At 46.4% G+C, this 26314-nt stretch carries 22 protein-coding genes; 12 read left to right on the top strand and 10 right to left on the bottom strand.

Going from position 1 to position 26314, the window contains the following annotated elements; all coding sequences use genetic code 11:
• The first annotated feature begins 11 nt into the window (after nucleotides 1-11).
• Nucleotides 12-1451, top strand: coding sequence for a YncE family protein (locus K2Y22_00420; GenBank protein MBX9876897.1), 1440 nt, complete (start codon nucleotides 12-14; stop codon nucleotides 1449-1451).
• Here the strand turns inward: K2Y22_00420 and K2Y22_00415 are convergent.
• Entirely contained in the window at nucleotides 1448-4099 is a 2652-nt protein-coding gene (locus K2Y22_00415; GenBank protein MBX9876896.1) for a replicative DNA helicase, read from the bottom strand. The genes K2Y22_00420 and K2Y22_00415 overlap by 4 nt on opposite strands.
• A gap of 373 nt (nucleotides 4100-4472) precedes the next feature.
• Between K2Y22_00415 and K2Y22_00410 the strand changes: the two genes are divergently transcribed.
• The 3 genes from K2Y22_00410 (at nucleotide 4473) to K2Y22_00400 (ending at nucleotide 7343) form a co-directional block, all read left to right on the top strand.
• Nucleotides 4473-4802 (top strand): hypothetical protein, encoded by a 330-nt coding sequence (locus K2Y22_00410; GenBank protein MBX9876895.1) that lies wholly within the window; start codon nucleotides 4473-4475, stop codon nucleotides 4800-4802.
• A 168-nt stretch (nucleotides 4803-4970) separates the two neighbouring features.
• Nucleotides 4971-5603 (top strand): DUF2807 domain-containing protein, encoded by a 633-nt coding sequence (locus tag K2Y22_00405; protein MBX9876894.1) that lies wholly within the window; start codon nucleotides 4971-4973, stop codon nucleotides 5601-5603.
• Between the two features lie 15 nt (nucleotides 5604-5618).
• A complete protein-coding gene (locus K2Y22_00400) occupies nucleotides 5619-7343 on the top strand; it encodes an alpha-glucosidase (protein MBX9876893.1) in 1725 nt (574 codons plus the stop codon).
• Between the two features lie 3 nt (nucleotides 7344-7346).
• Here K2Y22_00400 and K2Y22_00395 read toward each other — a convergent pair whose 3' ends face one another.
• The 3 genes from K2Y22_00395 to acsA are packed head-to-tail and all read right to left on the bottom strand — an operon-like array spanning nucleotide 7347 to nucleotide 10382.
• Nucleotides 7347-8096, bottom strand: a complete 750-nt coding sequence (locus K2Y22_00395; GenBank protein ID MBX9876892.1) for an SDR family NAD(P)-dependent oxidoreductase — start codon at nucleotides 8094-8096, stop codon at nucleotides 7347-7349.
• Between the two features lie 12 nt (nucleotides 8097-8108).
• Nucleotides 8109-8570: a YaiI/YqxD family protein gene (locus K2Y22_00390; protein MBX9876891.1), complete on the bottom strand. Its 462-nt coding sequence runs from the start codon at nucleotides 8568-8570 to the stop codon at nucleotides 8109-8111.
• Nucleotides 8571-8585: 15 nt separating this feature from the next.
• The gene (gene acsA, locus K2Y22_00385; GenBank protein ID MBX9876890.1) at nucleotides 8586-10382 is read right to left on the bottom strand and encodes an acetate--CoA ligase; all 1797 of its coding nucleotides are present in this window, start codon (nucleotides 10380-10382) and stop codon (nucleotides 8586-8588) included.
• Between the two features lie 234 nt (nucleotides 10383-10616).
• On the opposite strand from acsA, the gene K2Y22_00380 reads away from it, so the two are divergent.
• The 4 genes from K2Y22_00380 to speD all read left to right on the top strand — a co-directional run bounded on the left by K2Y22_00380 (nucleotide 10617) and on the right by speD (nucleotide 15276).
• Nucleotides 10617-11153: a DUF3592 domain-containing protein gene (locus tag K2Y22_00380; GenBank protein MBX9876889.1), complete on the top strand. Its 537-nt coding sequence runs from the start codon at nucleotides 10617-10619 to the stop codon at nucleotides 11151-11153.
• Between the two features lie 87 nt (nucleotides 11154-11240).
• Nucleotides 11241-13826, top strand: a complete 2586-nt coding sequence (locus K2Y22_00375) for a hypothetical protein (protein ID MBX9876888.1) — start codon at nucleotides 11241-11243, stop codon at nucleotides 13824-13826.
• Nucleotides 13827-13837: 11 nt separating this feature from the next.
• The gene (locus K2Y22_00370) at nucleotides 13838-14881 is read left to right on the top strand and encodes a peptidoglycan bridge formation glycyltransferase FemA/FemB family protein (protein MBX9876887.1); all 1044 of its coding nucleotides are present in this window, start codon (nucleotides 13838-13840) and stop codon (nucleotides 14879-14881) included.
• 2 nt (nucleotides 14882-14883) lie between these two features.
• The gene (gene speD, locus K2Y22_00365) at nucleotides 14884-15276 is read left to right on the top strand and encodes an adenosylmethionine decarboxylase (GenBank protein ID MBX9876886.1); all 393 of its coding nucleotides are present in this window, start codon (nucleotides 14884-14886) and stop codon (nucleotides 15274-15276) included.
• Nucleotides 15277-15349: 73 nt separating this feature from the next.
• Here speD and K2Y22_00360 read toward each other — a convergent pair whose 3' ends face one another.
• Together K2Y22_00360 and K2Y22_00355 are read right to left on the bottom strand one after the other, a co-directional pair.
• Nucleotides 15350-15589, bottom strand: a complete 240-nt coding sequence (locus tag K2Y22_00360) for a hypothetical protein (GenBank protein MBX9876885.1) — start codon at nucleotides 15587-15589, stop codon at nucleotides 15350-15352.
• 130 nt (nucleotides 15590-15719) lie between these two features.
• The gene (locus K2Y22_00355; GenBank protein ID MBX9876884.1) at nucleotides 15720-16250 is read right to left on the bottom strand and encodes an NUDIX hydrolase; all 531 of its coding nucleotides are present in this window, start codon (nucleotides 16248-16250) and stop codon (nucleotides 15720-15722) included.
• Between the two features lie 126 nt (nucleotides 16251-16376).
• On the opposite strand from K2Y22_00355, the gene K2Y22_00350 reads away from it, so the two are divergent.
• Entirely contained in the window at nucleotides 16377-17627 is a 1251-nt protein-coding gene (locus K2Y22_00350) for a bifunctional folylpolyglutamate synthase/dihydrofolate synthase (protein ID MBX9876883.1), read from the top strand.
• On the opposite strand, the gene K2Y22_00345 is transcribed toward K2Y22_00350, so the two are convergent.
• On the bottom strand, nucleotides 17590-18222 hold the full coding sequence (locus tag K2Y22_00345) for a LemA family protein (GenBank protein ID MBX9876882.1): 633 nt from the start codon (nucleotides 18220-18222) through the stop codon (nucleotides 17590-17592). The two genes, K2Y22_00350 and K2Y22_00345, sit on opposite strands and share 38 nt — an antisense overlap.
• Before the next feature lie 91 nt (nucleotides 18223-18313).
• On the opposite strand from K2Y22_00345, the gene K2Y22_00340 reads away from it, so the two are divergent.
• The 3 genes from K2Y22_00340 (at nucleotide 18314) to K2Y22_00330 (ending at nucleotide 23677) form a co-directional block, all read left to right on the top strand.
• Nucleotides 18314-20059, top strand: a complete 1746-nt coding sequence (locus K2Y22_00340) for a DUF2207 domain-containing protein (protein ID MBX9876881.1) — start codon at nucleotides 18314-18316, stop codon at nucleotides 20057-20059.
• A gap of 112 nt (nucleotides 20060-20171) precedes the next feature.
• The gene (locus K2Y22_00335; GenBank protein MBX9876880.1) at nucleotides 20172-21983 is read left to right on the top strand and encodes a DUF2207 domain-containing protein; all 1812 of its coding nucleotides are present in this window, start codon (nucleotides 20172-20174) and stop codon (nucleotides 21981-21983) included.
• A 23-nt stretch (nucleotides 21984-22006) separates the two neighbouring features.
• Nucleotides 22007-23677, top strand: coding sequence for a carboxypeptidase-like regulatory domain-containing protein (locus K2Y22_00330; GenBank protein ID MBX9876879.1), 1671 nt, complete (start codon nucleotides 22007-22009; stop codon nucleotides 23675-23677).
• On the opposite strand, the gene K2Y22_00325 is transcribed toward K2Y22_00330, so the two are convergent.
• The 3 genes from K2Y22_00325 to K2Y22_00315 are packed head-to-tail and all read right to left on the bottom strand — an operon-like array spanning nucleotide 23674 to nucleotide 26301.
• Nucleotides 23674-24489, bottom strand: a complete 816-nt coding sequence (locus K2Y22_00325) for a hypothetical protein (GenBank protein MBX9876878.1) — start codon at nucleotides 24487-24489, stop codon at nucleotides 23674-23676. The genes K2Y22_00330 and K2Y22_00325 overlap by 4 nt on opposite strands.
• Before the next feature lie 44 nt (nucleotides 24490-24533).
• The gene (locus K2Y22_00320; GenBank protein MBX9876877.1) at nucleotides 24534-25175 is read right to left on the bottom strand and encodes a hypothetical protein; all 642 of its coding nucleotides are present in this window, start codon (nucleotides 25173-25175) and stop codon (nucleotides 24534-24536) included.
• Nucleotides 25176-25194: 19 nt separating this feature from the next.
• On the bottom strand, nucleotides 25195-26301 hold the full coding sequence (locus tag K2Y22_00315; protein ID MBX9876876.1) for a hypothetical protein: 1107 nt from the start codon (nucleotides 26299-26301) through the stop codon (nucleotides 25195-25197).
• Between the last annotated feature and the right edge of the window lie 13 nt (nucleotides 26302-26314).

Raw genomic sequence — 26314 nt, 5'->3', positions numbered from 1 at the left:
AGACCTGATTGATGTTTGAAAGACGAATTTTTGCTCTGTTGTCGGCCATTCCCCTAATTGCCATTCTGGCTAATGCGGCGAATGCGACAAGACTATCAGCTGATTTCAAACAGCTGGTGGAGCAGGATTTTCCGGGTTCCAAAATTCGCCTTGATGGGGCGATTGAGTTGAAGAACGGTGACCTGATGTTGCCCGTTATACCTGGCGGCATCAATGTTCCTAAGTGGTCGAAACCACAAGAGGAATTTACTTATCCTGATAAGACAAAACCCGAATTGGTCGTTTACACCAATGGTTGGTGCTACCTCAAAGTTGTTAAGAAGGGGCATGTAAATACTTTTGTTTTGCCGCCAAGTTTGACTGAAAAAACTCGCAAACGCATTTTTACAGGCAATTTCCCATCTGACTTGATAGTACCTGAGAATTTTGTATTGCCCAAAGAGTACAAGGAGCTTATTGGTGACTTGCAGATTAAGGTTGTCGATGAGGCTGAACTGACAAAGCTTGAATCAGGACCGGTAACTATCCATCACGCAAAAACACCAATTTCAGATCATGGTGTCTACGTTGTAAATTCGCTTCACTCGGGCACTCTCACCCTCCTTGATGATCATAAGTTGAATAAGCTAACTGAGTTTCCAACGGAAGGAACGCTTTCGCAAATGGTTGCTATCGGCAATCACCTGTATATTTCAGATCAAGCAAAAGCACGTGTGCTTATTCTAGATCCCAGCAAGAGGGAATTTGTTGGTCAAATAGATCTCGAACCTAAAAGTGCTCCTAAAGGCATAGCTACTCTGCCCAATGGACAACTTATTTATGTAGCGGAGAGTGGCACTAACGACATAGCTATTATTGAAGCTGCTTCCAAGAAGGTTTTGCTGCGTACAAAAGTACCGCCTGGTCCGGGTCGTTTAGCTGTTACACCCAATGGCTATTACTTGCTGGTTTTGAACGCCGCTTCCGGACAGTTGACTATACTTTCGACCGGTAACCAGTCTGTTAATGGAACTGTGAAAGTCGGTGGTATGCCTACTGCGATGGCGATTAGTAATGACAGCAAGCGCGTTTATATAACCAATCGACTTTCTAATACGTTGTCTATCGTAGATTTAGGCACCAAGCAAGTTCTGGCGACGCTGCAAACAGGCAATGCACCCACAGGACTTGCTTTGAGTCGTGATAATGAGAGACTATTCGTTGCTTGTGCTCGCGATAACTCCATTAGTATTTTTGATTTGAAAACCAATCAGAAGTTAAGCGATGTCCGTCTGCCGCTGGACTTGGAATTTCCGGGCAATCTGGAACTTACTCCCGATGGTAAAAAGCTTTTTGTAACGAGCGAAGCAGCAGACGCACTCGGTCTTATGGATTTAGACAGCCTGACATTTGACACGCAGTCGCATCTGGGACATACGAGTCACGATATCATCTGGGTGCCTGTTAACTAGACTTCGCTGTAACCGGAATTATGCACTTTGTTCAAGAAGCGCGTAATTGTCGATTGGAAGAGCAGGTCTACCGTGCCAGTCGGGCCGTTACGTTGTTTAGCTATGATAATTTCAGCTTCGCCGCGTTTGTCCGATTCTTGGTTGTAGTATTCGTCACGATAGATGAACATAACGATATCCGCATCTTGCTCAATACTGTTATGAACGATGATGTTGTTTGCAACAAAATTGTGCAGTCCTTCGACTGTTAGATCATATACTTCTTCTTCGCCATCAGGAATGATAGATGTAATCTCATCCCAATAAACATCACTCGTTGCCAGTTTATGTAATTGATCGGAGCCAACAGCTTGGGCAACCCGCTCAGCTCTAGCTCTGCTGAGTGCTGATTTGTATAAGCTTGTGCCACAGTATGCTGTATCAATAGCTGCTTGCATTTGCCGACTACTCATGCCGACGACTTGTCTGGCTGGCTCGACTAATAACTTCCAAGCCTCTTTGGGAATGACGTCTCGATTCGTATTTGCGAATCTATTTTCCAGGTGAGTAACTACACGTGATACCATTTCTTGTTTGCGTTGACCAGCGATTCCAATTACCTCTAGGAATCGCTCTATATCTTGTTTGCCGCTTATATCCAGGTGATACTGATCCCGTCCTTTTCCAATTTGCGGAACTTTTCGGATGATTGCATTTATGTTCAGTCTAAGCAATAGAGCTTGCAAGTCATACGCCAATAAGTTACTGCTGGTCGCATAGAACAGCGTTGGTATTGGTCTTGTTTCCGAAATGAAGATCGTTCCGTCTGTTGCCCATAGATGTCTGATGAAATGGGCAATGTGTTCAGCTGGTTGTGAAAAGACGACTGATGGAACCCGCTTTTCGTAGGAGCGAAGATTGAATATGCCGAGCTGATCGAGCCATTTAGCCACTGGATTGCGTTTTCCGTGCGTTAAGCGCTCAGCTGACGACAGGTATACTTGATACCAATTTCTCTCTTTCTTTATTCTCGGTGAAAGGCTATTGCCAAATATTGCGGTGGCTACACGAGATGCATCTTCTGCTAAATCGAGATCAGCGCTTGTGTATTGAATAGAGTGGTTGGCTAACGTGCAGCCATCTCCAATTAAATATCCCAGCAATGCGAGTTCATCAAGAGTAATGGACGCAGTACTAGGAGAAGGCAGAGTTCTCGGCAGGCTCAACTTAGATCCCAAACTGAGCTCATCTAAGCGGTGCCATCCATCGATCGTCAGGAATTTGTGATTTGCCGTTGCTCTAATGGTACGTCCGAGCTTTGTTGTGAGCTTGTACACTGGTTTTGTGCCTGTAGAGAATGCATTCAATACTTTCCGCCGTTCGAGCTTCCAAGTATCGGTGTTGATTGCTAAGACGCTAAATCCTTTTGTTCCAACTAGTTCGTCGATTCTCTTGTAATTTCCTGTTGTTGGAAGGTAGATGAGAGTGTCACCAGTTAGACAACCAGATTCTCTCAAGTCTGAAAGCATCGGACGCTTATTCTGTCTTGCTTCAACCGCGCGAGATAGCTGAGACAAGGCAATTACAGGCACTTCTAATTCACGTGCAAGCGTCTTCAAGCTGCGTGAAATTTCCGATACTTCCTGCACGCGATTGTCTGTAGCTTTACGTCCCTGCATCAACTGAATATAGTCGATGATGATCATGCCGAGATTCTTCTGCTCCGCTTTAAGTCTGCGGCATTTTGCGCGAATTTCGAGGGCGGTTACGACAGCTGAGTCGTCGATATACATCGGGGCTTCGCCAAGTCTGCCCATTGCCATCGACAAGCGAGTCCAGTCGTTGTTTTGTAAATTGCCGGTACGGAGTCTAGTGGCATCAATTCCAGCTTCACTACAAAGCATACGCTGAACTAGCTGCTCTTTCGACATTTCGAGAGAGAAGATAGCGACTGGCAAATTCTTTTCCAGAGCCACGTACTGCGCAATATTTAAGACGAATGCGGTTTTTCCCATTGAAGGCCTGGCTGCCAAGATGACGAGATCAGAATTTTGGAATCCGGAAGTCATCGCATCTAGGTCGTAAAAACCAGACGGTGCTCCCGCTAGTTGATCGCGATTGGTATAGCGCTCTTCGATTTTGGCAAATGAATCACCAACGATGTCACCAATCGGCACAAGCTGTTTCATGTCGCGATTTTCAGCAAGTGAAAAGATCAGGCGCTCTGCTTTATCGATAGCAGCGTCGGCATCTGTTTCTTCATAGCTTGTGGTGACAATTTCCGTGCCGGCTTTGATTAGATTGCGCAGCATGGCTTTGTCGTGCACTAAGTGCGCGTAATATTCTAAATTGGCTGTAGTGGCAACCGACATCGCCAAATCAGCTAAGAATTGACGACCACCAACTGTCTCAAGCTTGCCCTGGTCTTTCAGCTCCTGAGAGGTCGTTACGATGTCAATTGGTTCATTGCGTTCAAAGAGGTCGAGCATCACCGCATAGATAACTTGGTGAGTCTTGCGATAGAAGTATTCGGGATGAAGGATATCAAGAACACGGGTAATGGCATCGCCCATTACCAGCAGGGCACCTAAGACCGCCTGCTCGGCTTCAACCGACTGTGGTGGTAAGCGTTCAATTTGATCGTCTGAGACTGTTATGTCTACGCTCATGGTTACACCCTGTCCCCTTTATATATAGACGTTTGACCCCATCAAAAAGTTCAAATTTTAGAGAAGTCAAGTTGATCAAATTTAGAAAGCTCTACAAAACACATCCTTGCAAGCCGGGGTGGACCCAACTAAGTCGATGTAATGAGTATGCTTCTACGATGTGTATAGGATAAAGGATCCCGAGACCGAAGGTAAGTTTAAGTCAGTTAAGTTGTTCGGATAACTACTTCAGAGAGTACATCCGCATTCGTCGCAAAAAACGTCTTGCCTAACTTCTTAAGTTTCTACGAATTTTCCCCGCCTCATGGAACCATGAGCGGCGGCTGACCATCTAGGTACATAGGAGCCGCACTCAAGACTAGAGGTCAAATCTATGAAAATTATTAATCCAGCTTTGATTCTATGTTTGGCAATCACGGCAGGAAGTGCCATTCCTAGTTTCGCACAATCATATCCGTCATGGGATCCACGATGGCAGGGCCCAGTTTGGCTACAAAGCACAAACGGCGAATTTTATGATGCCACAGGAACCATCAAAGGCACAGTACCTGTCCACGCGCTAGGACAGTTCGGCGGACGTATGGACGCAGCGCCTTCAGGATTCGCTCCAGGATTCAATGCCCAAGCTCAGCAGCTTTGGTATCTGGAGCAAATGCGTCGTAACCGCAGACATGGAGTCGCTAACTTTCTACCTATTTGGTAGTTAGCACGACGGGAGATTTTGAAGGAAACAATGGTCACGTTGTTTCCTTCATTCGTGAGTAGCTGCTGAACTGATACTACCAGTATTAACATAATCATATTTGTATAAGGCTAATTAGCCGATATTCTGGGACAGGGCATCTTTTGTGAATTATCAAGGAGATAAGTCGTGGTACTTCGCTTACTAACAGTTGCAGCATGTGTTCTAGCTTGTACGGCATGTTCGTCTGAAGATCGCTCGGATGTTGTCACTGAGCAACGAAAACTGCCTGATTTCTCCAAAATTACAGCAGGTGGTGCACTGGAAATGGACATCAAAGTGGGTTCGCCACAGAGCGTGACCATCGAATGCAACAAAGACAGCATGGCTGATGTGGATTCGGTTGTAAATGACAATGAGCTGACAATTTCTGTCGAAGACGATGCTAAGCCTACTCATTTATCTGTGCACATTGTCGTGCCGAAACTGGAGTCACTAGAACTCAATGGATCAACCAATGCGGTAGTTGCTGGTGTCAGTTCTAAATCGTTTGAGCTCGATACAGCTGGATCATCCAAAGTCAAAGCTCAAGGTGAGGTGGATGATTTGGACATGGAATTGTCCGGCTCTTCAAATGTTGAATTGACTGAACTCAAAAGCAAGAATTGTGACATAACAATTTCAGGTTCCGGCAATGCCAATATCTTTGCCAATCAGTCAGTTGATGCAAATATTTCCGGAGCAGGATCGATAAAGATTCATGGCAATCCGGCAAAGGTTAACCAACAAATTTCCGGCTCCGGCACTATACAGAAACTGTAAAAGAGAGAAGAGTAAATGAAGAATAGTCTATTGAAGTCACTGCTTATCCCGGTGGCAGCCACGCTGTGTTTTTCAACTGCGGCAAGCGCCGATTCGCAAGTTGCCGTTACGACGCCGGTTAGTCAGGAACCTTGGTGGAAGCATGCTGTCTTCTATGAGATCTATCCTCGCAGTTTTGCTGATGCCAAAAATGCCGGTGTGGGAAACATCAAAGGGATTGTATCAAAGCTCGACTATTTGAAAGATCTTGGTGTTGATGCCATCTGGATTACACCGTGCTATCCATCTCCGCAAGTCGATTTTGGCTATGACATTTCCGACTACGAAAATATTGCGCCTGAATATGGGACTCTGGCTGACTTTGATGAACTCATCAAAGAGGCTAAAGCGCGTAACATCAAAATCATCATGGACTTAGTGATGAATCATACTTCGGATGAGCATAAGTGGTTTGTTGAGTCGCGCTCGTCAAAAACAAATTCCAAACGTGACTGGTATATTTGGCGTGATGGAAAAAATGGTCAGCCACCGAATAATTGGCAGTCTATCTTTGGGCACTCTGCCTGGACTCTTGATCCGGCAACTAAGCAGTATTATTACCACTTCTTCTATCCAGAACAGCCAGATCTCAATTGGCGTAATCCTGAAGTGAAAAAGGCAATGTTTGATGCTGTGCGCTTCTGGCTCGACAGAGGCGTCGCCGGATTTCGTCTCGATGCCATTACCACGCTGTATGAAGATCCGAATCTGAAAGACAATAAGGTTTTACCGGGTAAAAACGCTTATGGCGACCCTAATATGGCTAATGAGAATAATGACCATTCACTGGAAATACACGATGTGTTGCGTGATTTGCGTACGCTTCTCAATAGTTATCCTGATGATCGCGTGCTTGTAGGCGAAACTTTCGGAAAGGATTTGGCTGATTTGTGCTTGATGTACGGTAAAAATGGGGATGAAATTCAATTGCCGATGAATTTCCAGTTTGCATACATCAATAAGTTGTCCGCACCGGATTTCCGCGCGCGTATTAAAGAATGGGACACTAATCCGGCACAAGGATGGCCCGTCTATCTATTCAATAATCACGATACTAAACGCAGCTATGTTCGATATGGTGATGGCATTCATAACGACCAAATCGCTAAGCTAATGGCGACGATGTTACTTACCTTGAGAGGCACGCCAATTCTTTATTACGGAGAGGAGTTGGGTATGGAAAATCGCGATCCGCAAACGGTCGAAGAAGTCTACGATCCAATCGGAAAAATCGGCTGGCCCAAAGAAAAAGGACGGGATGGCGAACGGACGCCTATGCAGTGGACTGCTGAAGCAAATGCAGGATTCAGTCAGGCTAAGCCGTGGCTACCCGTAACAGCTAAGTACAAGACTCACAATGTAGCGGTTGAAGAAAAAGATCCTAATTCGATACTCAGTTATTACAAAAAGCTGATTCAAGCAAGACGCACAAACCCGGCCTTGCGCGATGGTGCTTATATACCACTTAATACCACCGACAAAAATATTCTGGCTTACCTGCGAACAAAAGATTCAAGCAATGTGCTGGTAACACTCAATATGAGTAACGCGCCTCAAAAGATAAAGCTTGACTTGCCTAAAGCCATAACAAAGAAGAAAGGCAATCTAATTGCTTCGAATGTTTCGTCAGCGGATTCGCCAGATTTAAGCAAGGAAGTGTCCTTGGAACCATTTGGTTCATACATCTGGGAACTTCAATAACCGTTATAGACTCTGGTCGGTTGGGCGGACGAGAATTTCATTGATACTGACGTGTGGTGGTTGCGTTGCAGCAAAGACAACCGTGTCGGCGATGTCTTTGGCGGTTAGTGCGCGCATTGAGCCTATCCATTTCTTGATGCGGTCTTTTACTTCAGGCACCGTAATATGGTCGGTTAACTCTGTTGCTACAGCGCCAGGTTCGATGCTCGTCACTCGTATTTTGTCTTGGTAAACTTCTTGGCGGAGAGCCTCGCTGAAAGTGTTCACGTACCATTTGGTGGCGTTGTATACAGCCGAGCCGCCGGTAATTATGCGCCCGGCTACTGATGACATGTTGATGATGTGACCTTCGCCTTGCTGTTTCATGATGGGCAAAGCGGCATGGGTGCAATACATAAGCCCCATGATGTTGATATTCACCATGCGCTGCCAATCTTCAATATTGGCTCCGTCAATTGGTCCAAGCAGCATGATGCCGGCATTATTAACCAGAATGTCCACGCGTCCGAAATGTTCTCTTGTTTCATTCACTGCTCGCAGCGCTTCTTTGGGATCCGTTATGTCTGCAGCAATGGTCAGCGATTTGCCCTTGTTGGTGGAAATTGTTTGTGCAACTGATTCCAGTCTGTGTGTTCGACGGGCAACCAATGAAATATCGGCGCCTTCTGCTGAGAGAGCCAGGGCTGTTGCCTCGCCTATCCCTGAAGAGGCTCCAGTAATTAGGGCTACTTTACCTCCCAATTTTGTCGTCACTGTTATTCTCCTTTACTTGGATGTCATCCGAAGCAGTTTGACCAATTCATTGTTGAATGTATTGGCAAACTCGCGTTTGTCTCTCTCAGAAAATTGTTTGGGACCGCCCGTTATGGTTCCGCTGTCGCGCAAGTCTTGCATGAGGTTGCGCATTGATATGCGCTCACCAATATTGTCTGGTGTGAATTTTTCACCATGCGGACTTATGGCAACCGCACCTTTAGTGACGACAGCATGTGCTAAGGGAATGTCCTGGGTCACGACTAAGTCGAACTTTTCAGCATTGTCTTGAATGTAGACATCTGCTGCATCGGAAGCTGGCGCTACCTGAACGAAACTGATATGAGGCGAAACCGGCACCGCGAGCTTTTTGTTGGCGACATAAACTGTAGCCACGCCGTGTTTGTGCGCAGCAACTGCGATAACGTCTCTTACTGCTGTTGGACAAGCATCAGCGTCAACCCAAATTCGCAAGCTGACCTCTGAGACTTAGTCTTCTTCCAGTGAAGATGTATCGCCTGTCGGCAGCCCTAATTCCCACGCCTTCAATAAGCGTCGCATAATTTTGCCGGAACGAGTCTTGGGCAGTGTGTCACGGATTTCAATTTCGCGAGGATAAGCGTGAGCAGCGAGGTTCTTCTTTGTGAATTCCTTGATCTCGTCTAGAAGATCTGATGATTCTGAAAAACCATTGGCGAGGACAACAAAGGCTTTGATAATTTCGCCGCGCTCTTTGTCCGGTTTACCAATAACGCCGGCTTCGGCTACTGCCGGGTGTTCAACTAGTGCGGATTCAACTTCGAATGGCCCGACTCTATGCCCTGCCGTGTTGATCACATCGTCGGCACGACCGACAAACCAGAAATAACCTTCTTCATCGATCCAAGCATTGTCGCCGGAGAAGTACCAGCCTTTAATGCGGAAATATTCGTTGAACTTCTCTTCGTTGCGCCAGACTTCACGCAGCATAGAGGGCCAGCCTGGTCTGACAACTAAGCGTCCTAATTGACCGGGCTCGACTGGATTTCCCTCGTCGTCGACGACGTTGGCTTCTACGCCCGGCAATGGCTTGCCCATTGAGCCTGGCTTAATCGGCATACAAGGCAAATTAGCAATTAGTTGCATGCCGGTTTCTGTTTGCCACCAGTTGTCGTGAATTGGCAGTCCGTAAACTTTCATGCCCCAACGTACAACTTCGGGGTTTAATGGTTCGCCAACGCTCAAGATATGACGCAAGCTATTGAGACTGTTTTGATAAACAATTTCATCGCCTGCTTTCATCAACATGCGCAAGGCCGTTGGTGCTGTGTACCAGACGGTAACGCGCATGCGGTCAATTACTTCGTACCAGCTTTGAGCATCGAAGCGACCTTCGTAGGTAACAACGGATGCGCCATTGGACCAAGGTCCAAAAATGCCGTATACAGTCCCAGTTACCCAACCTGGATCAGCCGTGCACCAGTAAACATCATCATCGCGAAGATCAAGCACCCATTTGGACGTCATGTGATGTCCGATGATGTCGTTATGTACGTGTAAAACGCCTTTTGGTTTGCCGGTTGTACCTGAGGTGTAAAGCAAATAGAGCGGATGCTCTGGATCAAGCTGTTCGCATTTGAGTTCAGGGGATGCTTCTTTCATCAATGCATCAAAACTCAATTCACCTGGGCCAAGTTTACTTTGCTCTGCACCAACAACGACGACGTATTCCAAATCCGGCAATTGATCTTTGATGCCGTCAATCTTGCCTTTGAGTTCAGGAGTGGTGATGAGCACTTTAGCTTGGCTGTCTTGCAGTCTGTCGCGCAAGGCATCCGGACCGAATGCCGAAAATAGAGGACCTACTACACCACCGACTTTGGCAATACCAATAGTGGCAACGTAGAGTTCAAGTATGCGGGGCAAGAATACAAATACTCTGTCGCCCTTTTTGACTCCGAGATCTTTCAATGCATTGCCCATGCGATTGGACAAGTGGTAGATGTCTTGGAAGGTGTATTTCTCGAGCTTGTTTTTGGCGTCGATGCAGTAGAGGGCAACTTTGTTGCGACGACCGTCGTGCATGTGTCTGTCGACAGCGTTGTAGGCGGCGTTTATTTTGCCGCCGGCAAAATAGGAGAGTTCTTTTTTCGCATCTGCCCAGTCAAAATTGGCATAAGCTTCTTCGTAATTTTCTAGATTGACCTTGACCGGAAATTTCTTGATGATTTCCTGCTTGGGCGCCTTAGGATGTTTTTCGTGTTCTGTCACGGCCGTTTCCTTTTTCTGTGGCGTTTCCACCTTCATTGGGAGATCCTCCAAAAAATTTGTCCAAGCTTGTCTTATCAAGAAGCTCGAGGAGGTAGTTTAACCGCTCATGGACTCCGATGCCTTGAGTAGGCTTAAGCTTGAGGGGTTGGAGTTAATTCTCTTGATAACCAATTGTAGAAAAAAGTTTCCGATTTCGGCAGCAGATTGAAAGCATTGCTATCGAGCAAGCCTATATTTTGGTAAAGTCCTAGTAGGTAGAGGTGAGATTGCATGCGCAGACATTGGAATCGAATTATTCTTGCCATCGTTGGCGTGTTTATCTTCGTCATCTGTTTTACGCCGACTGCCTGGTGGGCTTGGCAGGGTCTGCAAATACACGATTGGCCTGGTACTGAAGGTGTAATCGAATCCACGCAGATAGAAGCGGCCTTTACTCAGGAGTTGGGTGCGACGGAGCAACCTGAAGCATCTCCTTATCGTGCGTGCTTTATCGGCTACACCTATACTGCCGACGGCACTCTTTATCACGGCAGCGTTCAAGAGCCGCTGCACATGTCGGCACTTAATCCGGAATTCTGGTATGAATTTCCCAAGACTTTCAAACCGGGAAGAGCAGTCGTAGTGAGATACAGTCCGGAAAACTATGGAAATTCTTTCTTGCCTGAAATTGCCAAGGTATTTATGTGGAAGGAATTCTACGAGGGTTTTTTCAATTTTGTCTGGTCATCTTCAGTCGTCGTGATCATCTACTTTGCATTTCGGTCACACAAAAAAGTGCAAGTCGGCAAGAAGAAAACTCAATCGTAACGCTCTTAGTACAATTGAGCTGTCAACAGTTCTTCGCAATCATTAAATACGTACAATGTAGGCATCGGCTTACCTATGGGAGGCGCAATGTCTGTCCTACTTGAACGTCGCAATGATGGCACCCTGGCATTTTTTATCGATGGTGATTTGCAGTTTGATAGTCGTGACGAACACATCTATCACGAATGTTTGGCATTACCTGCACTTGGCTTAGCCGAATCAAGAAAACATGACGGAAATCTGCGCGTGCTTGTAATTGGTGGGGGCGACGGACTTACTGCGCGGGAATTGTTGAAGTCGGAGACGATTTCGCGAATTGATTTAGTTGATTACGACAAAGAAGTCTTAGCTTTGGCTCGTAAGGACTGGGCGTTTCTCAACAGATCAAGCCTTGATGATTTTCGTGTGCGCGTGCATGTGCAAGATGCTTGGGATTTTGCTGACGCAGCAATTGAGAGCGGTATCACTTATGATTTGATCATTAGCGATCTGACTGTACCGCAGAAGGCGTCAGAGACACGCATCCATAGCGTTGAGTGGTATGGCAAACTCAAAAAGCTTTTGACCACTGAGGGAGTGCTTGCAGTCAATGCCGCTTCTCCTTCGTCAACTCCGTCTGCTTACTGGTCGATTATCAATAGTGTGTTAGTTGGTGGATTGAATTGCAGTCCCTATCGAATTGTAATGCCTTCCTTTGCTGAACAAGGCTACGGACACGACTGGGGATTCTTGCTTGCCTCATCCGTGAGAATCACACCGGCAGAAATTGAGCGTAAGTTGGTGTTACCAAAGCCGCGTCGAGCATTAAAAGACGTCGAACATTTGCGTAAACTTTTCCATTTTCCGCAGCAAATGGCGACATATCAAAGCAAGTCTAAGCCTGCTTGTCAGAACAGCGATATATTGCTGCACTATTTATTTAACGCAGAGACGCTCACCGATTTCTCAGGACCAATTTGGGATTCATTGAATGTTGATTTGTTGAGTCTGCCATTGCCGGAAGCTGATAACAGCACTAATCTTCTTTCGCCTGAGATTCGCTACGCATTAACGGTTAATGGTGGCGAGCCAATGAAGGCCGAATTACAAGTTGATGCTTTATACGAACGTGTTGTTGGATTAGTGCCGTCGTTACAGCGCTTTCAGACGCGCAGCATGATTAACGACTTCTTGGCTCAACCGGTTCGCTTTTTAGAATCAATTGATTTAGCAGGACTAGTAGAAAGACTGCTGGCAAGAGCTGCTGAGCTTCCTAAGCAATTAGTGTCGGAACTTGTCTATTTAAAAGAACGACTTGTTGAATGGACAGGTGACTATTCTGCTCTTCTTAGTGTCGGCATGCGTGTGCTGACAATTGTCACTTTGGTTGTGATCATCGGCAATTTGATTTATCCCGACACTGCATATGGTAAGGGCGCCCATGATGGTGGCGGCGATCGTGGTGGACGTGCTGCCGGCGCAGGTCGCGCTGGAGATCGTGGATTCCACGGCGATCATGATTTTGATCATCACTTTGATCATTATGGTCACTGGGGTCATCGCTGGGGTGGTGCTTGGGGCGGTTGGGCACGACCAGGCTGGGGCTGGGGTGGTTGGGGATGGGGTGGCTGGGGAGTGCCTGTCTATGCCGGCGGTCCTGGTTTTCTCAACGTAAATATTGGCGCCAATTCCGGACAAGCAGTTGATGAGGAAGGCTCGCAATATCCAGCGCGCAACTATAACTATCAAAATACCTATGTGAATAACTACAACTGGGGCAATGATAATGAGATGCCGCAAGGTGCCGCTGAGTCGTCGCAGTCTGCACAGTCTGATTATCGCTTAGGTGACGATGCCGACATTTTGCCGAATGGACAAGTTGCAGTGCGTCTCACCGATCAAGCGTACCTTTTAGTATCAGGCAATGGCACTCAAGTTGTTGATCAAGCAACTGGTACGCCCATGATTTCCTTAGCTACTGATCCTTATATGTCATATCACATTGCTTCTGAAATTCGCAGGCAGTCTCTGGGACTACAGTCAGCCGGACAATCAAAACAGTCTGCTGCCGGCATGGGTGGGCAACTTGGTTTCAACGACCAGGACAGAAATGATGCCAATACCGAAGTCGGTAACATTCAAGATGCTGTTGTTCTATTGAATAAGGCAGCGCAGAATTTTCCCGCTCCTGATCAACCACCGACACCAGTGCCTGCTCCCGTGACTGGCGCAATGGAATTATTCAATAGCGCTTGGCTGACGCCTGATGGTAATTTCCTCGTACTTAAGCGGACAGACGGCTCCATCATTTATATGGATGGTCAAGGTTGGTACAGCGATCAGGGACAGACAAAATTAAGAGCGCCATATCCGCAGAAATTCAAAGCTGTGGTTGTGAGTTATCTCAATACTTTAGTCAAAGAATCAGATGCAACTAGAAATAGCTTGCTCCAAGATCAAGCGGAAGGACAATCTCGACTGCAAATGCTTAATGAGCGTTTAAGCCAAGTAAATACTGGTCCGGGATCGTTTTCTATTAATGGACAAAACTTTGATCAAGGTGAATCTACAAGACGTCTAAATAACGCAATTAAGCGAACACAACGCCGTCTTGATGGCATTAACAATCAACTGACACAAATGCCTATAGAAGTTGCAGCTGCTACTAAATTGCTTGCTCGTATGGGAGGCTGAGTGGTCCATCAATGAAGGTTGAAAGACTAAATAATCTAGACCCTTCTTGGGACATTGCTCAGCAGTGGGAGGCTCTCGTGCGCGTAAACTCGGCAAGTGGGTTTATGCAGAGTCTTGCTTGGGCGGATTTTAAACGCCGTCAAGGTATGAGGTATTTGCACCTTGGACTTAGAGAAGGCGAAGACCTTGTCGGTGGGGCAATTTTTTACACGTCTCACCATAACAAGGGTGCGGGTTTTTTTATGGCGCCGGAAGGTCCTGTGCTTCCTTGGAATGATAAAAGCCGTGCTCAAGAAGGATTGAGTTTGCTTCTGAAAGCAGCAGAATCAAGCACCGGAACTTTTGACACTATGGCCGTGCGCATAGAGCCGCGCGTTCAATTTCCCGGACCGGTGACATTTGCCGACTTCGGTCGCGCTCCTGTGGATCTTGTGCCGCGAGAAACTCTTTACTTAAACATCGAAGGGGCGGCAGAAGACATTTTAAAGGCAATGCACCCGAAGGCTCGCTATAACATCGGCTTGTCGCATCGCCGTGGCGTTATCGTAAAAGAAGACAATTCACCAGAAGCGATTCGCCGTTTTTACTCCGTTTTGCAAGAAGCAGCATCGAGAGATCAATTCTTGATTGAACCATTTAAGTTTTTCACCACATTATGGGATTCACTTGCTGCAACTGGTATGGTCAAATTGCTTTTTGCCGAGTATGAAGGTGAAACACTTGGTGCATTAATGCTTGTTTCATATGGGCAGAGATCAACTTATTTGTACGGCGGGATAACTAACAAGAAGCGCAACCTTATGGCTGGTTATGCATTGCAGTGGGCGGCAATTACTGAGGCGAGGTCAGCCGGAAGTTCTATCTATGATTTTTATGGCTACGATCAGTTTATGGCACCGAGAAACAGCTATGCCAAATTCTCGCGATTCAAAAGCCAATTTGGTGGTCAGCCGATTAGATTTGTCGGTGCCCATGACCATTACTTCTTAGACCGTCTTGCAGACGTGGTAGTTAGAGCAGTAAACGAACTTGACTTAACAGGAATGAGGACTTAACGATGGTAGTTGAAAACAACGTCATTGCGCAATCCGTTGCCGCATCTGTTGTACACGAAGCAAAAGGCATGCACCTGTTGCTTACGTTGTTTAATTGCGCTTCTGATCTCCTTAATGACGAAGAACAACTGCGCAAGCTGATAAACAAAGCAGCAGTCGCCAGTGGTGCGACAGTCATGAAACTAGAGTCTCAAAAATTTGAACCTCAAGGTGTCACGGCTTTTGCCGTACTTGCTGAGAGTCATGCAAGTTTGCACACATATCCAGAGTCTAGAACAGTCTTCTTTGATTGCTTCACGTGCGGCACGACCTGTGATCCAACCCAGTGTGTGCCAGTGTTAGTCGATGCACTGAAACCTGAAGCTACCCAGCATCGCTACATTGAACGCGGCTAGTTAGCCCTCATTGTATAAATGACAAAGGAGGCAGCTGCTTAAGCAACTGCCTCCTTTGATTAGAACAATAAACTTAGTATTTTGTATCGCTAAAGTGCTTCTCGTCGACGAGGTAGCCGATGATCAGTCCGGTGATTGAGCCTGTAACTAATCCCCACCAGAAGCCTTGTCCGCCGCCGAAGTAAGGGACTACTGAAACCGGCAATGGCCAGTGAGTAATGACGGCACAAGATGCAGATGTAATTACTGCGCCGAGAACTCCTAAAATCAACATTCCAACGATTGGCATGTTTATGTTGTTCTTCTTGTCCATTGTGTCCGTGTTCCTCTTTTACTGTCGCTGCTTGTAAGTGCTCTTGATTAGCACTGGTTATCCGGCTTCAGCTTACCGTATTCAAGACGGGTCAGCCCAATAACAGCGGATAAGTATAACAAATCAAAAACTAAAATTCTCTCAACATACCAAGCCCGGCAATGGTCTTGGCATCACGAATTTTTCCCTCTGTAACCAACTGCCAAGCCTCCTTGACAGGCACGATCATTACTTCTGTTTCCTCATCGTGATCAAGATTCTTGCCGACAAAAGTTATATCTGTTGCAAGATACAAATACAAAATCTCGTCGCAAAATCCAGGTGCCGTGAACATGCGAGAAAGCTCACGCCAGTTAGATGCTTTGTAGCCTGTTTCTTCAATGAGTTCTCGCTGCGCGCAGGGCAATGGGTCTTCGCCTATTTCTATGCGACCGGCTGGAAGCTCAATAAGCACTTCATCTATAGAGTAACGATATTGCTTGATAAGAATTACTTTGTCAGGCTCAGGTTGGCAGGCAATAAAGACCCCGCCATTGTGCTCAACAACTGCCCGCACGCAACTGCCGTGTGGGTTCTTGAGTGTGTCTTCACGTAGATTTATAATGGCGCCTTCATAAATGCGCTTGGAAGTTTGCGTATCTTCACGGGTGTATAAAGCCATATCGCCTCATGAGTAAGTCTTGAAGCAATTATTTTATATCGGTGCTAATCTGAATCTATGAATTATCTGCAATCAGTCGTTTATCTTGAGAGCCTGTCCGCCTCTACGCGGCCTCTTTTGGAACGCATGCAGAAATTCATGGAGGACGCTGGAAATATTCAAGACCAGCTAGTCAGCCTACATATTGGTGGCACCAATGGTAAAGGTTCAACATCGGCAATTCTGGAAAGTGTTTTACATGCATCCGGATTGAAAGTTGGTTGTTTTACCGGCCCACATTTACTACGTTGGAATGAAAGATTTCACTTAAACGGCAAAGCTATTTCTGATGATGAATTTGCCGAACTGGCAACCAGATTGCGCCTTGAGTCGGAAGCTTTCGGCAGCAAGTATCCGGAGATGGGACCGCTTACTTGGTTTGAGTTTCTTACAGCGATGGCCTTTATTTATTTCGTGGAAAACAAAGTTGATGTTGCTGTTTTTGAAGTTGGTTTGGGCGGGCGTTATGACGCAACAAATGTTTTGTCGAAGCCTGTAGCAACTGCAATTACCAACGTTGATCTTGATCACACGCAAATACTTGGTGACACTGTAAGTCAAATTGCTTCCGAGAAGGCGGGTATCATAAAGCCTGCTGTGCCGATAGTTACTGCTGCAATTGGGGATGCGCTGAAAGAAATTGAGTCTGCTGCCCGTGCAAAAGATGCGCCGATTACAAAGCTGCCTCAAGATCTTTCATCTATGCCCTGGATTGAATCGGCTTTAGATGAGCTGTCTCTTGTCGGTAAACACCAAAGAACAAACGCTTTGGTCGCAGTAGCTGTTATCGATGCAGCGAGGCACGATAAGCGATTTGCAGTGCCTTCTCTCACAAAAGAAATTGTTATTTCCGGACTAAAAGATGTTTATTGGGCAGGTCGTTTGCAGTATTTGCCCGAACGTAATTTGATTTTGGATGGCGCTCACAATCCGGCAGGAACAAAGGCACTGCGGTCCGCCCTTGATCAAAACTTTGCCGACAAGCAACGCATTTTTATACTGGGTGCTTTTGCCAATAAAGATGTTGAAGGATTGCTTTCAAATCTTTTGCGCCCGAATGATTTTGTTATTGCCACGGAAGTTGCCGCGAAAAGGCAAGTGATGTCATCTTCGCAAATTGCTAATTTGGTGAAGCAATTTGGTTGCGACGTCGTGTGTGTAAGCGATGTGGAAAAAGCATTGCAGGTTGCTTCTAAGCAATGCACTAAAGATCATGTCGTAGTAGCGACTGGATCTTTTTACGTGGTTAAGGAATGCATGCTTGCTTTAGGTTGGAATTCAGTCGAGGACGGAAGGTCAATTACGAATCGAGTTCCTTCTGCGTCTCCTTCAACTTGATTGTCTGTCCTTCACCTGTGCTGGGAATGCTGCCGGGTAAATCGGCAATGCGTACCGGTTCATAGGCGTCGGCATTATCGATACCAAAATATGGTCTGCCTGTAAATCCCATTGGTCCGGCAATTAGGACAGATGGAAATGATTCAATTGCCGTGTTTAGTTCGCGCACAGTTGCATTGTAGAAGCGTCTGGCTTGGGACAGTCTTGTTTCTGTATCGGACAGTTGCTCCTGCAATTGTTGAAAGTTTTCGTTTGCTTTTAATTGCGGATATGCTTCACTCAAGGCAAACACTTGCTTGAGTGCACCAGTTAAAACCTGTTCGTTCTTTGTGATGTTTTCCGGACTTTCAATATTTGATACGGCACTGTTGCGTGCGCGAATTACTTCTTCCAGCGTGCCTAGCTCGTGCCCTGCATACTCCCTGACAACTTGCACTAAGTTTGGGATAAGGTCGTAACGTCTGCGCAGTTCTGTTTCAATTGCTGACCAGGCTTCCTTAGTTTGTTGCCTTAGGTAAACCAGGCGATTGTAGATGGAAATCATCATGACGACGATAAGTGCCAGGATTCCTAAAATTACTAAGGTAGATGACATGCCGAAAATCTCCGCAAATGATAACTACTATTATGCCTCTCATCGTGGGAATATTGGTCTTGCTGTAACTTAATTGGATGCAAAGTAGTTCATGTTTAAAAAGCTTCTGTTTCTGGTTTTTCTGGCAATGCTTTCGGCGGCGCCTCAGGTGCGAGCTGAACAACAGGAAGTTATTCGATCGTTTGATGAAGTTGTTCATTTACATAAGGACTGTTCTCTGGATGTGCTGGAAACAATCGAGATGGATTTTGGCTCTATCGAGCGGCACGGCATTTATCGGATGATTCCGATTCGCTATAGACGAAACGACAATGATTATTCTGTCGAGTTAAAAGTAGATAGCGTTACCGATGAATCCGGTAACGCATACAATCGAGAAATTTCCAACCAAGATCACGACTTGAACATACGCATAGGTGATGTCGACAAAGTGATTACCGGCCGTCATATTTACAAAATTCACTACACAGTTCGCCGAGCAGTCAACTTCTTTGATAACAAGCCTGAAATTTACTGGAACGTCACAGGCAATGAATGGGCATTTCCCATTGAGTCGGCAACTGCCTCATTCTTTCCTCCGGAAGGAGTCTCCACCGATAACATCAACGTTGCCTGCTTTCGTGGTTCTTTAGGTTCAACAGATCCAGCTGAGTCGAAAATATTTGCTGATCACATTGAGTTTGAAGCTCAATCACTTGAACCAGCTCAAGGACTGACTTTCGTCGTTGGACTCCCTCAAGGCAGCGTATTGAAGCCGTCGGTAATTCAAGAGCTTGTGTGGTTTCTTAGAGATTGGTGGGGACTGTTTGTCATTCCTTCGGCAACATTCTTGGTGATGTATTACCTCTGGTTAGGCACAGGTCGTGATGACGAATCGATGAAAGCCATTTCTGTTGAATGGAATCCACCAAAAGGAATGTCACCAGCAGAAGTGGGTACAGTCGTGGATGAAGTTTGTGACAATAAGGACGTCGTAGCTACGCTTATTGACCTCGCTGTCCGAGGCTATTACACGATACGGCAAATACCGAAGGTGGATTTGCTTTTCTTTAGCAATACCGATTATGAATTTAAAAAGCCCAATCCACCTAAGGATATGAGTGAGCTGAAAGACTACGAAAGGACATTTCTAACTTCGTTGTTCTCTCAAGGTTCGTCGGATGTAGCTACTCTCTCGGGACTAAAGAACCATTTCTATATTTCCTTACCGTCGATTCGGGAAGAAATCTATGAAGGGCTTGAGCACCGGGGTTATTTTAAGGAGAATCCCGATAAAGTTCGTAACGGCTATCGGTTTATGGTGCCCTTGTTTTTCTTTGCCGGATTTTTTGCCTGGGTAATGAGCAACCAGATAGCTGTGGGATTGGGCTTTTTCGTCGCAGCCATGATCGTCTTTTCAATGTCTTATATTATGCCGGCAAGGACGCGTGCCGGAGTTAAGGCAACTGCTGAGTGTCTAGCTTTTAAGCGTTTTGTTTCAATGGCTGAAAAAGAGCGCATTGAAGTTTTAGCCAAAGAAGATCCAACTATTTTCGGCAGACTTTTGCCTTTTGCCATGGTTTTAGGGGTTGGAGATCGTTGGGCTGATAAATTCCGCGACCTAATTACAGAGCCGCCCGATTGGTATCAGTACGGCCCAGGTTATACACCCGGCGAATTTTTTGACACTGGCTACTTTGTGCAGAGTCTAGGTCAGACAATGTCTGTTGCCGACCAGACTTTTGCTTCCCGTCCGGCGTCTGACTATAGCAGTGCCGGTTCAGGTAATTCAGGTTTTAGCTCCGGCGGCGGATTTAGTGGAGGAGGTTTTGGTGGTGGTGGCGGTGGTTCGTGGTAGGTATTAATTGTACTAGTGCAGCTAGCGCGTCAGATAATGTATGAGTAAAAACCCGGGAACCCTAAAATGTTTTGGCAGGTTTAATTGCATTGCTTTAGTCATTGCAATGCTTATGCCGTTGATTTTTGGGCTCTCAGAACCGTTAAGCGCTCAAGAGGAAGTTCAAGAAAAGCAAGCAGCGTCTGCAGACAGCCAGACTGAAACTTCTGACGCAGATGCCGAGCCGGTTGAGAAACCGGCTAAGCCAAAAGAAGAAGGCAAAGAAAAGACCGCTGAGACTAAGGGGAAAAAAGAGGAAAAGCCCCGAGCACCTGAACTTCCCTTCAGCGAAAAAATTCAATATTTTGAAACTACACTTCGTTTGCGCAAAGATTGCTCGCTTGAGATAAATGAGCGGATAGTAATTGATTTTGGAAATATTTCGCGCGCCGGCATCTACAGGATGATTCCAACGCGATACAACTCATACGGCAACACCTTTACGATGGATGTCGACATTGATTCGGTGTCTGACCAATTCGGTGATGCTTACCCTTATGACGTAAGCTCGCAAGGCAAAGACTTAATTATCCGTATCGGTGATCGCGACCGTATGGTGCGGGGCGTTCACACATATAGAATTCAGTACACAATTAGACGCGCTGTTAACTTCTTCAGCAAAAAGCCGCAACTCTATTGGAACTTAACAGGCAATGAATGGCCATTCCCAATTGAACGCGTGAAAGCGTCGTTCTATCCGCCGCCTGGAACATCTACAGATGGAATCATTGCCACGTGCAAAAAGGGATCAGGTTCAGGCAGTGAACAAGTAGCAGTTAGTGTATTGCCCAATGGCATAGTTATTACTGGCGATAATCTCGAGCCGGCAGAAGGTCTTGTATTGGATGCCTACCTGCCCCAGGGACTTGTGTCGCCACCTTCACCGTTAAACCAAATAGTCTGGTGGTTCAAATCCTGGACTATGGCCTTTATCATTCCCATTGTCACATTTGTTTTGTTGCTGTGGCAGTGGTATCTGACAGGCGGTCGCCTTGAGCAATCCAAGACAATCGTGCCGCAGCGCACTCCACCAAAGGATTTAACACCAGCTGAAGTCGGCGCACTTGTGCATGGACGCTACGAACTCAAGGATGTTGTCTCGATGCTCTTTGATTTAGCCTGCCGTGGACACTTCAAGATTCGCGAAGCGCGCAAGGAAGATTACCAGTTCCTTTCTAGTCGCGACTACGAATTCATCAAGTTGCCGAATGCTCAGAAGGAGTCAAATCTTTCCGTGCACGAGCAGCAATTCATGCAAAGACTTTTTTATCCAAATTTGGATTCTGTTAAATTGTCGGATTTGCGCGGAAACTTTTCCACATCCTTGCCTGACATTGGCAATGGCGTCTACCAGTCTCTTATTAAGCGTAAGTATTTTAAGGGCAGCCCGCAAAACGTGCGAATTTCCTACATGCTGGTTTCACTTTTACTTTGTTTGCTGGGAGTTTTCTTTGTAGTGAAGGACGGTCCTGTTGCTTTGGGACTGTTTGTCTCAACGGTCGTTGTTTTGGTGATGGCACCGTTTATGTCCGCCAAAACCGTAAGCGGCACAGAAGTACTTCGCGATTGCCTTGGATTTAAGCGCTTTGTGGAAATGTCTGAACGGGACAGAGTAGCTAAATTGGCTCAGGATGATGCCAATATATTCAGCAAGCTTTTGCCTTATGCCATGGTTCTTGATGCCGAACAGTGCTGGGCGGAGAATTTCAGAGACCTCATATCTAAGCCTCCGGATTGGTACGAGCCGTGGGACTATGTGCGTGGATATAAGTACTCGACTAGCGAATTGGTGGATAGTATTGGGCAGGCAATTTATCTTGTATCCAATACTTTAGGCGCAAAACGCGTGAATGGAACCGGGAAATCATCTACAATATCAGGCTGATTGTACTTAGCCTGGGGTTCTAGATGTTGACATCAAGCGAAGTCACTTACAGACTAGCCGGTAGCATTCGCCATATGGGGTTGCCTATCTCCGGCGTCGTGGTCAAACTGTTAAATGTCCCGGCGGGTAAGTCCGCTTACGATGGAGACCTGGTCGAAGAGTTTAAGACCGGTACCAGCGGAGATTTCAATTTCTCAGTTACGGCAGGCAACTATGGACTAATAGTTGTGCCAGATTCCAATACTTGCTATGTGCCGCGTATTTTTGAAGGAGTGAGCGTCAGTGCCAACACGATGCTCAACATCGCTCTTGTCACAGGCGTCATTCTCAAAGGTAAAGTGACCTTACCGCCGTCAGTTGAAAGTTCAGAAGTGCAAGTAATTGCTTTAGGAATAGATCCAACTGAGGGTCGTCAGTCTGCGTTGTTGGATAAAAACGGCAGATACAACATGGTGTTGCCGAAAGGACGCTACTACGTAGTGGCTTGCGGCGCCCATCCTGAGTCGCGTGCTGCGCTGAAATCCCATGGACTAATAACCACCAAAGTGGACACTGTTGAACTTACAAGAGATGCCGATCTGCCAATTGATTTGACGACACTTTCGCGCTTCAAAGGTCGCTTGCAAGATGGTGAAGGCAATCCGGTGGCAACAGGTATTGTTACCGTGAAGCCGACGGCTAATCAAGCCAATCACTTGGTTCACCAATTTTCTGTTCAGACAAAGTGCCGCTCAAGTCAGATAGGCGAGTTTGAACTCAATATAGATCCTGCCGAGTACGATATTTCAATTGAGCCTCCGGAGTTTGCGCCATTGGCTGAGACCAATGAGGAAGCTGTTTATTTGGCAGCCGGCAGCACCAAGACATTTATTTTGAATAAGGGCTACCGCTTAACTGGGCGAGTAGAATTTGAAAACCGTCCAGTTGCTAATTGCCGAGTTGAAATTGCCGGCAGTGAGAGACGATCAACCTCTGTTGTCTCGACGGATAACTTGGGTTATTTCAGACTGAGCGTTTCTCAAGGCATTTATGAGATTTCCATACTGCCTCAAGAAAAAGGCGCCGGCAAATTGCCTGCTCCGCAAAGCAAAACAGTAATTATCGAAGCCGACCAAGAAATTGCCTTCCAGTTAAAAGAAGGAGTTGTCGTCAAAGGCTTTATTAGAGACAAGCAGGGCGAGGCACGTCCGGATGTAAAAATTTCCATGACACCAGATAATGCCGGCGGTAGGCAGCCGGCTGCCACAACCACAGCGGCCGACGGCAGCTATTTTTTAGTGGTTGAACCAGGTAGATACTTGGTTCGTTTGAACAATGACCGAGACAAAGTGGAACCTATCCAAGTGCCTATTTCCGGACTTGATGCAGACTTTGTCTGCCAGGGTGCTTGTGTAGTTCGTATAAAAGTTGTCGGTGAAGATGAAGAAGCTGTTGCAGGCTGCCATATTGCCTGGGGTCCTTATGGACATCATGAAGGACAGCTTGGACTCTTCGCAATTGAAGAGTCCAGCTTAAACAAAGGCGCCGCCATTACTGACCATAGTGGAATTTGCCAAATGACTCTGGCTGAAGGTGTTTATACATTCCGTTTTCTGCCGCCGTCTGAAAGCAGTTGCGATGAGAGGACGATCAGGCAATTGTCGATTAGCGGCGACATGAAACGTAAGGTAAAACTTACCTTCAAAAGCAGCTAGGCTGTAATTGCTTGGGTTGATGCCATTTGAGACATGCGACCTGTAGCCATGCTTTCTTTGAGTGGTTCGACAAAGCAGGAAATTGTCTTTTCCATGGCGTTCTGCCAACGGCTTTTCACAATGCCTGACTTGTAGATTTCCTGGTGTGTGGCGAATAGAACCTTGTTCATTGTGCTTTCGGAAAGTTTGTCACTAAGTGCTTTTTGCACCATTTGTTGACGAACTATATCTCTGGATATGATAAAAACCATGTCCACGCCGCAGCTTTCAAGTGTCGTTTCTATTTTGTCCTTGAGGGATGCTGAGCCAGCCAGTTCTTCTTCCGTTTGCGAGTGGTTGATGATGCCGGCTTTGTAGCTGACACCGCCACGTTCAAACGCAACCGTTGCATCTAATTCCATCTTGGATGTATCAACGTTTCTGGTGTTCGTTGTCCATTCGAAATTGTCTATTTGCGCGTCTTTCTGGGCCATGAGCATAAGCATGCGCAAGTTAGCTACTTCCAGAAGGTGTCTTTGCAAAGAAGCATCATTAAGGTCAACGAGATCTTCGCTTGCGCCAACTAGGCCATTGGTCATTGGAGACAACATGTAGACAAGCGGCTTGGTGGGAGTTGTCCACCAGGGCAAAGTGTCACGATGACGCTCGCAGAGCAAGTAGTCCAGGTAGAATAATTTGCGTAGACGGTCGCGAATTAAGACCGGTTTGTCATCGCAAGCGATAAACCAGGAAATATGTTTTTCCAGGAGCACCTTATGCTCTTCGACGAATTTGAAGATCAGATGATCTCTTTCATTTAGTTGGATTGCCATTTGTTTGTCCTCTTTTGTTAGTTAAGTAGTTGGAATAAAACTTGTTATTTGCGGCTTACATATTGGGTTAGGGCATCATCGTAGTGTGCTCGGTGCACCTTATATGTTTTGCGCAGACTCTTGTCTAGATTGGCTAAATCGGTATTGCTTCTAGCAAGTGCTTGTCCCCTTTGTTTGATATCGTTCAACTGTGTTTCCAGTTCTTCCATTGAATTGGCCGGCGGTCGTGGACGAATCATATCTTCAAAGACCAGTGCCGCATCGTCGTACCAGTCTGATACCAGGGTGCGATATTCCTTAACATCGCTGCCCAGCCCGTTTGGTAGCGGCAAGGTTCTAATGGTGCGAGCCAACTGACGATAGTTGGAGGCTACTTTGGCGGCTGTATCGCACCATTTTTCAACACGTTCAGGATCTTGATTAAATGGGCGATTCAAGATGGCATCATCGGCCGCTGTTGGTCTTAGTTTTACCACTGCGTTATCAACGGCTTCAAACCATTGCGTTGGTGTGGCGAATCTAACTGCCGGTTTTGCCTGCGCTGTCTTTTTGGTTGAGCGGGCAAACACATCGCTTTTTGGTTGTGCTGCATGAGCAGCCGATGCTGAAAAGACGGCAAAGACAATGGCGAGTGATGCTGCTTTTGCAACTTGCCCTCGTGTCCATTTGTTTGTCAACGTTTTCATATTAGTTACCTTGTTCTAGTTACGGGTTGTAGGGTTTAGCCAGAGGTGCCACAGGAATGCCTGGGCGGTTTGGTGTTATCGGTGTTTGATAGGGGATAGGCGGAGAGCTTGATGGAGTTACAAACCTATCTTGCACCGGAGCCTCATATGGTCTGTGCAGGCGAGCGCTCATGACGTCGCTGTTGCGGTGCATCATGTTCAAGATGACTATCTTATAGATTGTGTAGGCACAGAGCAGTAGACCAAGACCGAAGAAAGCTTGAGCTACACGGATGCCGGCAAGCGGGTGACCCAGTACAACAGATAGAGCACCGGTTGCAACCCAGATGGTGGCGGCCACGACACCGACTAGAATTAGCCAGCGGCACAATGGGCGAATTACAGGCAACGGTCCTTCAAAATCGTAGAGACTTTCTTTCTCGGGATTTTGCATTGCGGAATTTTGTTTGCTCTTGCCACTAAGCATTGGTAGAGCCTTCATCGGGTCATTTTTGAATACAAGTCTTGATTGTCCGGTTGTCGGATCGTATTCAACAAAAGGACGTGATTTGGATTCAAGCTTGTAATTTGGATACGGATTGAGAACACGTTCTTGAATTTCTTCAACCTGCTTCTCATTTGCTGCAACCTTGATTTGTTGCTGTCCGGAAAGCATGTTTATCTTTAGGATCTTATTGATCTCATTAACTTGCCAGGCTGAGAGTTGATCCGGACGGATAACAAACGCCATGGCGTTGTTTACGTAGACCATAACTTCAGTGCGGTCCTTTGCTTGATATGTCGACAAACCGGTTCCCGGTCCTTTGTCGGCAGATCCTGTCGGAGGAGGAAGCGGAGCAATCTCATCACCTGGTTCAACGCGCCATGGCTGTGGTCCATCACCTGGAGGTAGCGGAACTGGTTGATTGTTTACAGGGCTGTACAAAACGCCTGGTTGGCGCATACCTAAAGGTTGTGGACCAGATGGAGATCCAGGAACTCCGCCAGGCATGCCACTAGTTTGTGGTTGCTGTTGAGCTGAAGCACTGAATGGGCAGAGACCTACAAGTGCCGTCAAGGCAATGGAAGCTAGAAGCGTGATTGCACTTCTTCTTTGGCTTGCGTTGGCTCTAGTTGTGAGTGACATAATTCTTACTCCG

This window comes from Candidatus Obscuribacterales bacterium, from assembly GCA_019744775.1.
In the GTDB taxonomy this organism is placed as follows: domain Bacteria; phylum Cyanobacteriota; class Vampirovibrionia; order Obscuribacterales; family Obscuribacteraceae; genus SBAT01.
Note: the sequence above shows the minus strand (reverse complement) of the source record. Positions and strands in the feature narration are given on the sequence as shown.